This is a genomic window from Methanobrevibacter sp., from assembly GCF_045577275.1.
Classification (GTDB): Archaea; Methanobacteriota; Methanobacteria; order Methanobacteriales; family Methanobacteriaceae; genus Methanobrevibacter.
The window spans coordinates 1-12,481 of the sequence record NZ_JAZNIB010000009.1; the positions used below are offsets into that span (position 1 = coordinate 1).

The following is a 12,481-nucleotide window of genomic DNA, read 5'->3' on the forward strand; positions in this document are numbered from 1 at the left end:
AATAAAATTTAGATTAATATAAGTTTTGTAAAATATAATTTATTCTTAATGTTTTATAAACTTAATCGATAAGAATTAAAAAAAATTAATTTAAGTTCAATTCATTCAAAAGTTTATCTCTTTCTTTTCTAAGCTCTTTCAATAGTTTTTCATCATTGCAGCCTTCCTTTTCCAATTTTGCCAAGGTATGTGTAACAGCTTGCAATGTAGCTTCAAGTTGATTTACAGACATATTTTATCTCCTAAAATTTTTATAATAATTAATAAATATTATGTAACTTATCTTATATATTGTTTGTGTATTATGAAATAAATTTAACTATTCGCCGTACCATCCTTTCAAGGCTTCCAAATCACTAGCCATATCCAATATCAAAGGAGTCAAGGTAGGCACATTCTCATTCAAAAGAACATGGTCATCTGAATCTTCAGGATTTCCCTCATAAAAGATACCGTCAATCCAATAATATTCCCTTCCTCTTGGATCTATACGCTTTTCAACAACAGGCTCATACATTCTTGTTGCCAAAGGACATATCTTAGGTTTGTAGGAATCTGGATTTGCAGGAACATTCAGATTCAAGATGTCAACGCCTTCAGGAAATCCATTGTCGATTACCTTTTGGATAAGGTCTCCCAAGACTTTCTGGCTTGATGAAAAGTCAATTTCAATATGCCCCTCATCAAACTTGATGTTGTCATCCGGAGTATGCTGACTGACTGCAATTGTAGGAATTCCTAAAGAAGCTGCCTCTGTTGCAGCACCTATTGTTCCAGATGTTGAAAGCTCTCCTTTTCCAGTGTTTCTACCGGTGTTGATTCCAGAAATCACCAAGTCAGGCCATTCATCCATAAGTTCATAAATTGCAATTGTCACTGCATCTGTAGGGGTTCCAGTGACTCCATAGCCAATATCCCCATCTCTTAATTTTACTTCATTTACCCTAATAGGCTCAACAAGAGTCAATGCATGACCTATTCCACTTTGCTGATTGTATGGCGCAACCACCATGGTATCTCCAAACTTTTGGGCAACCTGCTTAGCTGCCAAAATACCTGATGCGTCTACGCCATCGTCGTTAGATAATAAAATTTTCATATGAATCATCAATATAATAACAAAAAAATAGATTAAAAAAAGCAATAATTTTAGAATTATCCAATAAGACAATCCTAAAATCTCAAATCTTAAAAAATTTAACAATCCTAAATTACTTTAATGCGGCCTTGTTGGCAGAAATCAATTTTCTTGCTGCCCTCATATCATTATTGTAGATATGACCAGAAGTTGAATGGTAGTGGAGTCCACCAAAGTTCAATTTGTCTCCCATGATTTCCTTGTTTACTTCCTCTTTCATCTTAATTCCAATATAGGTTATGAAGAACATGTTGGAATAGAATGCTCCAAAGATGTCATTGGAACGGAAGAAACAGTGAATGGTCAATTCTCCATCCCTTACGAGAATCTGTATGACCTGAAGGCATGGAATGTCTTCCCTATCCCCATCCAATGCAGGGTCGATTGTTACAGCGACTGCACGGTTACTTCCAGTAGCTGTTAAGATTCTCTGTTTCATGGTTTCAAATTGGTCTACACCGAAATGCTCCAATATACGATTAGGATAGGTGTAAACGAATCCTTGATCATCTCTAATCTCAAAGGATTTTACATATTCATACAATGCATCTCCTTTAATAGGGCAGGAATCAATATCAAATTTTCCGCTTTTGATTTCCTGCAACATCAATTCAGGAGTCATGTGCTGATATTTAGCTCTGAATTTCAAATCCAATGGATCATCAATAAGATAATAGTTACCGAGACTTTCCTTTAAATGATGATCACTGTCCTTATATGTCTCCTTACCTTCAGTTAAGATTTTATTAACAAATTCTAAGTAACATTGACCAATAGATTTCATAATAAACGATTCCTTAATTTTATATTAGATAATTATTAGATTGAAAATAACTAGTTTTTTAGATTATTTTCTATTAATTAATAATATATACTTACCTTATTATAAAATTTTTTATTGATTGAAGAAACTGTGAAAAATTAATAAATTTTATGAAAATATTTAAAAAAAATTAATAAAAATTATATATTGAGAAAATATAAATATATTATATTAAAATTAAGATTAGGTGAAACCGTGGAAAAACCACAATTAGTGAATTTTATAGCTAAAGTTCTTGAAGATTCTGGCTTTAAAGTTTACAAAAATTTTAAAACATCCCAACAGGTTGTAGACATTTATGCAATTCTCCAAACCTCAATGGGGGATTTTGGATTGGTAGTTGCATGCAAGAACTACGATAAGGACTGGGAAGTTGGAATCGATGTTTTAAAAGAAATGGAAGTCATTGGTAAGAAACTTAAAGCATCTAAAGTTGCTGTTGTAACCAGTTCCGGTTTCTCTTCTCAAGCAAAAAGATATGCTGAAGAGAGAAAAATCAAACTGATCGACAGAAACAACCTTGTTACTTTAGCCAAAAAATATTCAAATAAAAATAAAGAACCAAAAGCAAGATTGGATCGTAGAACAGACAGAGTTGCTGATATTGACAGTGATTCATTCTATAGCCGGGATGTCAACAGGGATTATATTGACAATGCATCAAACTATGATAGCAGAGGCGGCTATTATGATGACAGGTCATATAACAGGCTTCAAAGTTCCTATGAAGGATATGAGGAATTCGCTGAAGACATGGAATACTATGAGGATGAAGTTGGCGGATTGGAATTAAGCCATTACGATGAGTATGACGATGAGCTCTATCGTGCTGAATTCTTAAACAAGACTCCAAGGGACAATTATTCTGGTCCAGTAAGTTCATTGTTTGCAAACCGCTATCAGGAAGCTCCTAAGAAAAACAGAAGGTCTTTCCTATCAAGCAAGCCAAACAGCTCTCTCAGTCCAAGAAGTAGAGATTTAGGAAATAGAGGAAGTCCGGAATATGGTAATAGGCATAGCTTTATGTCCTCACCAAGTGGTGGATTAAGCAATTACAGCCGCAATCTTCCTGAAAAACCAAGCAAACCAATTGGAGAAATCATTAAGCCTCTCCTGCAAAATACCATTGTAATGGTTGCTGTTACAGTTATAATCTCCTACTTGATTGGATTCATCTTTGGAAAAATAGCTAAGATTCCAACAGGATATTTAGGAATCGGAGAACTTATCATAGCATTGCTCTTATCCTATGGATTAGTGATTTATGCAGATAGGGAAGCAGATATTTTAGTAAAAGGAACAATTGTATTCTTTATTTCATTAGTGATAATAATGATATTGATTGTTGCTTTCTAAGTTAGTTTTCGAGAAAAAACTAAGGTTTCAACTAATCAATTAATTTTAAATATCTAATTTCTTTATTTTTATGAGAAATCACTATTTTTATTTTTCTTTATTTTATTTTTATTATTTAAAAAAAAGACTATTTTTAAGAATGAAAAAATGTTTAATTCTATTTTATACGAACAAAGTAAAATGAGTTAAAAAAAAGCATAAACTATGCAATAATCAAAAATAGAAAAAGATTTTGGTCAAGGTTTTTGAGTCGAAGACTCAAAAAGCTTGTAAATGGTTCCGGCGAGATTCGAACTCACGATCCTCTCGTTGTAAGCGAGATATCATACCCCTAGACCACGGAACCAATGAAACAAAAATAGAATTAAAATTGTAAAAAATTAATTCAAAAAATTTAAAAAAGTAAATCTTATAAAAAAGATTTTGGTCAAGGTTTTTGAGTCGAAGACTCAAAAAGCTTGGAAGTGGTTCCGGCGAGATTCGAACTCACGATCCTCTCGTTGTAAGCGAGATATCATACCCCTAGACCACGGAACCATGCTACATTATAAATATAGTTAACCTCTTATTTAAAACTTTCGATTAAAGGAATTTTTAAAAAATAAGGCATGAGCATTTTCCAAAAAACAAGGGCAAATATTTGATAAAATGCAAAAAATTTAATAAAAAATGTTCAAAATAAAGTAATATATTTAAAATATAAGAAATAGATAATTAATAAAGGAATTATTTTAAAGACAATTTTCTAACTAGAACTAATAAATAAAAATCCCTTTAAAAACAATCCTTACATTAACTAGGTGACATAAAAAATTACTTTTAAAAAGACAAAAGGTGAAAATATGGCATTTGATGAAAATTTAAAAGTTTGGATGGATGGAGAATTTGTAGCATTGAAAGATGCAAAAATCAGCGTTCTCTCCCACGTAGTACACTATGGAACTGCAGTATTCGAAGGTATAAGATGTTATGAAACCGAAAATGGACCTGCTGTATTCCGTTTAAAAGAACATGTACAAAGATTATTTGATTCCGCTAAAATTTACAAAATGGAAATTCCATTTACTCAAGAAGAAATCTGTGATGCAATCATAGATACCATTAAAGAAAACAACTTAAAAGGATGTTACATCAGACCAATTACCTACAGAGGATTTGGTGAATTAGGTGTAAACCCATTAAACTGTCCTGTCAACACCACCATTGCTGTATGGGAATGGGGAGCATACATCGGTGAAGAAGAAATGGAACAAGGTGCAAACATCGGTATTTCCACTTGGAGAAAACCAGCACCAGGTACCTTGCCTGTACTTGCAAAAGCTGCAGCTAACTACATGAACTCCCAGCTTGCAAACCTTGAAGCTGGAGAACATGGTTACGATGAAGCAATCCAATTAGATTATCACGGACACGTTGCAGAAGGTAGTGGAGAAAACATTTTCATTGTAGAAAATGGCAAACTCATAACTCCTGACTTAGGTTCTTCCATCCTTAGAGGAATTACCAGAGACAGTATCATGACCATTGCAAAAGACTTAGGTTATGAAGTATCTGAAGAAACCATTTCCAGAGAAAGATTATACTTAGCTGATGAAGTATTCTTTACCGGAAGTGCTGCAGAAGTTACTCCAATCCGTGCAATCGACAACAGACAAATCGGTATCGGATCAAGAGGCCCTGTAACCAAAGAATTACAAGAAAAATACTTCGATGCAGTATATGGAAGATCTGAAGATATTCACAATTGGTTAACTTATGTCGAATAGACATGAGAAAACTAGTTTAAAAAATTCTTATCAATAACTTATGTCCTCGGGCATGAGTTATTTTTTTAAATTTTTATAAATTAATCCAATTAACTTTAATCAAATTTTTAATCAAAAAGGATTAATTGATTAATTTAAAACCATGTAATTTTTATGATTTATTAAAAAAAGGTGAAATAATGGACATTTTACAAGCAATAATCATTGGACTCGTCCAAGGATTAACTGAATTTCTGCCTGTGAGCAGTTCTGCTCATTTAATATTTGCTCAACAAGCGTTAGGTGTTACAGATGTTGGATTGGCATTTGACGTATTATTGCATTTAGGAACTCTTATAGCAGTTGTAGCCTATTTCTATACTGACATCATTAATATGATTAAAGGATTCCTTTCAAGCCTCCTTGACTTGAAGGAAGGAAAATTCATTCCAGAAATGAAAAAGGACCCTTATAAAAAATTGGCTTGGCTTACAATATTGGCTACCATTCCTGTTGGAGTTGTAGGAGTATTGTTCAACGATGCTATCGAAGCAATGTTTACAGGATTGACTATCCCTGCATTCTTATTGTTGATTACAGGTTGTCTTTTATATGCCTCCCAAAGAATGGGTAGCGGCAGAATTGATGTAAGAAACGTAGGCCTAAAAGAAGCATTGATTATGGGATGTGGACAAGCATTGGCAATATTGCCTGGTCTTTCCCGTTCAGGAACTACAATAGCTGCAGGATTATTTGCAGGATTAGACAAGGAATTTGCTGCTAAATTCAGTTTCATCTTATCTATCCCAGCAATCTTAGGTGCTGCAGTATTCCAACTTAAGGATTTGACTGCAGGAAATGTTGATTTATTGGCTTGCTTTGCAGGTTTCATCGTTGCAATCATTTCCGGATACTTTGCAATCAGCTTCTTGCTTAAAATCATTAGAGAAAAAAGTTTGGACATTTTTGCATACTACTGTTGGATTGTAGGAATAGTCGTATTGGTTGGAAGCTTAATTATTTAAGTCTAAACCATAAATTTTTTTAAAAAAAAAGTTTAGAGATTTTTCTCTAAATTTTACTATTTTTAACTATTAATTAACTTTTATTAACTAATCAGCATCATAAAAATTTTCAAATCTATTCGTATTCATACCACCGATCTTAATTTTATTAGTTACTATAATTTATCTCATGAAATTAGTATAATATAAATTTAAAGCAATAAATGTCTAACAATGATGATTTAAATTAAATTTATTAGTTTTTTTAATTAAATACTTCTTCTTAATCCTTAATTTCATATTTTAAAATGAAAGCAAGCACTTGCTTTCGGAAACTTATTTATATATAGCCCTAGAAAGTAATAATTAGCGAACTTAAGGGAAGGAATTAAATAGATAAACTAAACTATTTAGTGTATTAGAAATTTCTATGTGATGACAGCACATAAATGACTTTTTTAAATTATGCAATAATACGATAAAAAAAACTTAATCGAATTAGAAAGCATGCATGCAAATTTCTAATAAACTAAATATATTGCAATTTAAATTAATATATTTTAACTTTCATTTATTTACCTCCTTGGTCCCCTATTTTTCGTTTTGAATTGCAAGCAAACACTTGATTTCACAAATTCGTATAATTTATGAATTAAGACGATAAAATTTAAGGAAAGGATAGCATGAATAAATTAACTATTAAACTATTTTGCATATTTATAATGATTATGTATTGCTTAGCACCTTTAAGTGCCATTGATTTAAATCAAGACAGCAATGCAAGCTTTGAAAACTTAAGCGACAGTGAAAAGAATACATCAATTGATATTTCCAATGAGACTTCAATTGATACAGATGACAGTTCAAATGATATTTCCGATGAATACAAGTCAGAAATGGATATTGAAAAAATCAACAATACAGATAATAAAACCCTCACTAAAAACCACATCTCTTTTGATGTGGATATTGAAGATTGCAATTACGGAGAAAAACCTGTTGCAGTTATAGATTGTCATAAAGTAGGAAATGATTATGCTCCAATTTATGTTACAGGCAATTTTGAACTTTCATGTCCCCAATTTACTCATAAATATGCTGTTAACTTGGATTACTGGACAGCAGTTAAAAAAAACAATAGAATACAACTAGATGAAAATTTAGAACCTGGCCAATATAAAGTTGATATATATTATGCAGGGAATGAAGGTTTTGAACCTTGGAGCGGCTCCACAAGTTTCATGGTCAAATCTAATGCAGACCCAAATTTGGATATAAATATTGATGATGCCCTTTATGGCGAAGAAGTGAATGTGACAATAAAAGCCAATGAATCCGTAAATGGACATGTAGGAGTTAAAATAAACGATGGGCACACCTATGGATTTAAAGTAGTCAATGGTCTAGCTCAAGGTTCAATCAGCGGATTGGGCCCAGGTAATTACACTGCAAAAGCGACTTATGTCGGAGACTATATGTTTGCAGAAAGTGAAAAAACCACTACCTTCACCGTGAAAGAAAATCCAAATCCTAAGACCAGACCTTATTTAAGTGTGCATGTCAACAATATTACCGATTTTGAACAAGGCATCGTAGAAATAAACACTAATGAATCATTGAATGGGGATGTAAAAGTCAATGTAATAAGTGTTAAGGAATCAAGAAATGTCACTGTTAAAGTGGAGAATGGTGTTGGTCACTCTTATATCAACAATTTATCACCAGGCAATTACACTGTAGTTGCTACATTTGACGGCAATGACAAATTTAAGCAGGTGGCAAACTCAACCACATTTAATGTTAGGGAAAGAGACACTCCAAATTTGAGCATAGATGCGGTAGGCAATACAAAAGCAGATAAAACAGAGATTAAAATTCAAACAAATGCAAATTTATCCAACCCAGTGGAAATAAAGCTAAATAATTCTCAGAAATACTACCTAAACCTGGAAAATGGAACCGGCACATTAACAATAGACGATTTACCTGGAGGAGAATATACAGCTACAGTTATCTACAATGGAGACATATACTACAAACCTGCTGAAAACACAACACAATTCACAAAGCAAGGAGAGGCCAACTTAAACATGGATATTAGAACATCAGGATATAGCGGATCAACTGCAGTTGTAGCCATCAAATCCAACAAGCTTTTGAACGATAATGTGAAAGTCCAAATAGATAATGGAAATTACCATGAAGAAGTCACTGTAAAGCTTGTAGATGGTGAAGGAGAAGCAACATTTGGTCCATTGAATCCTGGAACATACAATGTTAAGGCAACCTTTGATGGAAACAAAATCCTAAAACCAGGAACTACAAACAGTACCGTCACAGTCCAAAGACACCTTTAAACTAAAAAATAAAAGATAATGAATAGCAAATCATTATCTTTTAACTTTTATTTTTTAACTAAAATTAACTATTTTTAAATAATTAAAACTAATCAAAACTATTTTTAAAAAAGATTAAAATTTGTTAAAAAGAAAAATAAAAAAAAGAAATGTTTTAAAAAAAACATTTAAAAACTTATTCTAATTCTACTTTTATACCCATAATCTCTCTTTTTCCATGGGCAATGTCTCTTGCTATTTGTGCTGCACCAATAGCTCCAGACTCGCTTGAAATGATCTTGCAAGGATACTTGTTCTTTAGATATTTGTTCAACTCAAGTTCAAAATCAACAGGATCCTTCATTGAACCCATTGAACCTGTGAGAACAATTCCTTCAATTTCATTATGGCTTACGGCAATGAGTCCAGCTATTTCCATTGCCACAGTCATGATCATGGTGTCAATAGCTAATTTTGCTTTCTCATCGCCATTTCTATAATTCTCTAATAGGTCATCCTTCATGAATGCAACCTTATCGTCAATGTTTGCTATCTTTACAGCACCTGCATGAGAGAAGCATTCATTTGCTGTTCTCTTTCCCTCATCAATGTCCCTTATCATCTCAAGGTCGAGAGGTCCATGAACAACACCCATTGCACCGCAGCAGGCATCAATAGCCCCTTTGATTATTCCATCCTCAACAAGCAGGTCAACGCTGTTGGAACTGATGTCTGCAACAATCATGTTTTCCCAATTGGTTTCAAGATAAGCATTGTAAACTATGCTGATTTTTTCAGGGCTTGCATGATGGGAATAGGCTGCTCTAAACAGTGGGTCCAGCCATTCGCAATCCTTATGGATTCCTGGAATCATCAATACAGGCAAATTGGCATTTTCAATCTCTGAATATACTGATGTTCCTCCACCAGTCACCTTGCCTGCACCACCGATTGAAAGGATTCCCCTATTTTCAACCTTTTCAATTGGAAGAATCTTATTGATTCCATCTCCCATAGCATAAGTGATAATCATTAATTCTATATCATCCAAATCTGTGCGTTTAGATAATTCTTCAATGGCTGAAACTCTTCCAGCCTTGCTATCTTCACGAGATATCTTAAAAACATCAAGAACCTCTGTGTCATTCATTATGGCAAATGATATTCCAGTGGTTCCATGATCCATACCTACATATACCATTTTAATCACAATTCATCATAATTTGAGAAAAATAAATTTAGAATAATTATTTGATAATTTACCTATATTTGACATAGTTTAAAAAGTTTTATATAATAATTTTAGGTATTTGATTAAATAATCCCAAGAGATTTACTTTCTTAATTAAATGCATCGATTAAACAATCTCAAGCAGATTTATTTTCTTAATAAAGAATATCCATTGAATACTGATTGAAAGGAGACATGAAATTATTATTATTGGTGGATAGTAATAGTAACCAATAATTATGAAGATGCATGTTAATACCATGGTTATTATAAGGTTGTTGTAATTGTCAAATGTCTTCTGCAAGTATACATTAGATTTGTCCAGCCTTTTCATTTGATATGTTCCGATAAATGAACATATGGAGATTATCATGAAATCCAAACCGTATAGGAATTGTGGCACGAATTCATGGAAATTCATGGAAACGAAAGTTGTCAAATATGGGATAAGTGACAAGAAAAAGAGCATTGTTGCTATAGACCAAATCACATTATAATTGATCTTATTTACAAGGGCAAATACGTTATAGGTGAGCTTCCACATATTGAAGACAACGATGAAACTGACTATATACGCAAAAAATTCAAGCTTCAAATCAAGAAGAGCCCCTAAGCTACCATTTGCAGCAAGTGGAATCTCAAGAACTATGATTGTTATGATAATAGCTACAATAGCATCGATTAATGCCTCAAATCTTTCAGTGTCTTCAAATTCCTCCCTTTGAACCCTATTATAGATGATGCTTACGACTACAGAAAGCAAACAGGCCACATAAATGGCAGGAGGATATACTGTATAAGAGATTATGAATCCCAATATCAAAATTATAATAGGAAACAATATATGAATTGGCTTGATGTTCAGATTTTCCAATCTGTCATTGTATCCATTTGCCCCATAAACGGCAAACAATGCTATGATGTGAGAGAGGTTTGCAAAAATTATGATGATTCCAAAGATTGTCTCGGCAGTCAATGAATAGAGATTTGTTGAAATCCACAATGCAAAATATGGAAATAGTGAAGTCAAGAAAAGTGAAAGTCCATATGCAAAGAGTGCCCTGTTGTTTATCTCATCAAAAATTTGGAATAGATGATGATTGTTGTACCAAATGTTGATGATTGCCAAAAACACTATGGCATAAGTTGAAAAGTTCAATGAATTTGCAAAGACTGCACCCCAAGTTGGACTTAATGGTTGGGGAATCTTCAATACCAAAATTGTTATGACAATTGCCAATACTGCATCATAAAAAGTTTCAAACCTATTCGCATTCATATTTTCTAATATAGTTTTATTGGTTAATATAATTTTTCAATAAAATAAACACATATACGAACAATTGAAAATTCTAGAAAAAAAGATATTGGAATTAATAAAAATTTTAAAAAAATAATAAAAAAATAATAAAAAAATAATAAAAAAAGTAAAAAAAGAAAAGAAGAGAAATTATTCGTCTTCTTTTTGTAATCCACAAGCGATTCTTAACCTTTTACCAACAACTTCGATGTCTTCTTTTTCTTCAGCAGCTCTCATTTCTTTTAAGTTTGCTGCATCAGTTGCGTTTTCATCTGCAAATTGTTTTTTGAAGGTTCCGTCTTGGATTTCAGTTAAAATTGATTTCATTTCAGCTTTGGTTGCATCAGTAATTATTCTGCCACCTCTGGTTAATCCACCATATTCAGCAGTGTTACTTACATCATGCCACATTCCAGCCATACCGTTTTCGTAGATGTCGTCTACAATGAGCTTTACTTCGTGACAGGTTTCAAAGTAAGCGATTTCAGGTTGGTAACCTGCTTCAACTAAAGTTTCAAATCCTGCTTTAATTAAAGCACTTAAACCACCACATAAAACAGCTTGTTCACCGAACAAGTCAGTTTCAGTTTCTTCTTGGAAGGTGGTTTCAATTACACCTGCTCTGGTAAGACCTACAGCTTTTGCCATACCTAATGCAATTTGCAATGCATCACCGGTAGCATCTTGTTCAATAGCTACAAGTCCAGGAATACCGAAACCGTCTAAGTAAGTGGTTCTTACTCTGGAACCAGGTCCTTTTGGTGCAAACATTACAATGTTTACGTCTTCTCCAGGTTGGATCAAACCAAAGTGAATGTTGTAACCGTGAGAGAATGAAATTGTGTTTCCAGCTTCAACATAAGGAGCGATTTGTTCTTTGTAAACTTTTTCTTGGGTTTCATCAGGAAGCAAGATGTGAATGATGTCTGCAGCTTCTGCAGCTTCTTCAATAGTTTTTACATTCATACCGTCATCAACAGCTTTTTGCCAGGATGAACCTCCTTCTCTAAGACCGACAATAACATTCAATCCACTGTCAGCCATATTTCTAGATTGACCACGTCCTTGACTTCCGTAACCGATTACAGCAATGGTTTTATCTGCAACGACTGTAGCGTCAACATCGTCATCATAATACATTTTCATTTTTATGACTCCTTTTAAGTTTTTTTAGTAATTTTTGTAAATTTAATTTTTAAGTATATTCAATAGTAAATTAGTTGATTTTCACTAATTTGAATATTAAATATAATGTTTATATATTTAATTTAATAGTTTATAAAACTTATCAATAAGAATTAGATTAAGCATTATGCATTTTAGTTTCTATTTTCTCTTTAAGTTCAATTGCATCTTCACAGTCTGGATTAAGCTCTAAAGTTTTTTGAATAAGTCCTAAAGATTCCTCATATTTTCCCTCTTCAAATAGGATCATGGATTTTAGGCAATAGTTTTTGGCATTTTTAGGTTCCTTTTCTATTAAACAATCACAAATGTCATTAGCTTCATCAAACTCTTTCAGATTATAAAGAATTAATGATTTTAATA

The 12,481-nt window shown here is 32.8% G+C and carries 11 protein-coding genes and 2 tRNA genes; 4 read left to right on the forward strand and 9 right to left on the reverse strand.

Annotated features, from left to right (window positions below):
• Nucleotides 1–85: 85 nt before the first annotated feature.
• From ACKI67_RS00215 to ACKI67_RS00225, 3 genes are all read right to left on the reverse strand, one after another.
• Nucleotides 86–232, reverse strand: a complete 147-nt coding sequence (locus ACKI67_RS00215) for a hypothetical protein (protein ID WP_295608065.1) — start codon at nt 230–232, stop codon at nt 86–88.
• 87 nt (nt 233–319) lie between these two features.
• On the reverse strand, nt 320–1,099 hold the full coding sequence (gene surE, locus ACKI67_RS00220; RefSeq protein ID WP_407461367.1) for a 5'/3'-nucleotidase SurE: 780 nt from the start codon (nt 1,097–1,099) through the stop codon (nt 320–322).
• A 112-nt stretch (nt 1,100–1,211) separates the two neighbouring features.
• Nucleotides 1,212–1,922 (reverse strand): thymidylate synthase, encoded by a 711-nt coding sequence (locus tag ACKI67_RS00225; RefSeq protein ID WP_407461368.1) that lies wholly within the window; start codon nt 1,920–1,922, stop codon nt 1,212–1,214.
• Between the two features lie 234 nt (nt 1,923–2,156).
• On the opposite strand from ACKI67_RS00225, the gene ACKI67_RS00230 reads away from it, so the two are divergent.
• Entirely contained in the window at nt 2,157–3,317 is a 1,161-nt protein-coding gene (locus ACKI67_RS00230; RefSeq protein WP_407461369.1) for a restriction endonuclease, read from the forward strand.
• Between the two features lie 274 nt (nt 3,318–3,591).
• On the opposite strand, the gene ACKI67_RS00235 is transcribed toward ACKI67_RS00230, so the two are convergent.
• Nucleotides 3,592–3,663, reverse strand: a tRNA-Val gene (locus tag ACKI67_RS00235).
• 119 nt (nt 3,664–3,782) lie between these two features.
• Nucleotides 3,783–3,854 (reverse strand) — tRNA-Val (locus ACKI67_RS00240).
• Between the two features lie 305 nt (nt 3,855–4,159).
• Between ACKI67_RS00240 and ACKI67_RS00245 the strand changes: the two genes are divergently transcribed.
• The 3 genes from ACKI67_RS00245 (at nt 4,160) to ACKI67_RS00255 (ending at nt 8,423) form a co-directional block, all read left to right on the forward strand.
• Complete coding sequence (locus ACKI67_RS00245) at nt 4,160–5,083, forward strand: branched-chain amino acid transaminase (protein WP_407461370.1); 924 nt, start codon at nt 4,160–4,162, stop codon at nt 5,081–5,083.
• A gap of 179 nt (nt 5,084–5,262) precedes the next feature.
• On the forward strand, nt 5,263–6,087 hold the full coding sequence (locus ACKI67_RS00250) for an undecaprenyl-diphosphate phosphatase (RefSeq protein WP_407461371.1): 825 nt from the start codon (nt 5,263–5,265) through the stop codon (nt 6,085–6,087).
• A 707-nt stretch (nt 6,088–6,794) separates the two neighbouring features.
• Complete coding sequence (locus ACKI67_RS00255; RefSeq protein WP_407461372.1) at nt 6,795–8,423, forward strand: hypothetical protein; 1,629 nt, start codon at nt 6,795–6,797, stop codon at nt 8,421–8,423.
• A gap of 175 nt (nt 8,424–8,598) precedes the next feature.
• Here ACKI67_RS00255 and ACKI67_RS00260 read toward each other — a convergent pair whose 3' ends face one another.
• From ACKI67_RS00260 to ACKI67_RS00275, 4 genes are all read right to left on the reverse strand, one after another.
• Nucleotides 8,599–9,603 (reverse strand): methanogenesis marker 12 protein, encoded by a 1,005-nt coding sequence (locus tag ACKI67_RS00260; protein ID WP_407461373.1) that lies wholly within the window; start codon nt 9,601–9,603, stop codon nt 8,599–8,601.
• Between the two features lie 157 nt (nt 9,604–9,760).
• Nucleotides 9,761–10,912, reverse strand: a complete 1,152-nt coding sequence (locus ACKI67_RS00265) for a TMEM175 family protein (RefSeq protein ID WP_407461374.1) — start codon at nt 10,910–10,912, stop codon at nt 9,761–9,763.
• 171 nt (nt 10,913–11,083) lie between these two features.
• Complete coding sequence (gene ilvC, locus ACKI67_RS00270; protein WP_407461375.1) at nt 11,084–12,079, reverse strand: ketol-acid reductoisomerase; 996 nt, start codon at nt 12,077–12,079, stop codon at nt 11,084–11,086.
• 157 nt (nt 12,080–12,236) lie between these two features.
• Nucleotides 12,237–12,481: tetratricopeptide repeat protein (locus ACKI67_RS00275; RefSeq protein WP_407461377.1), on the reverse strand; the 245-nt coding region annotated here is incomplete at its 5' end.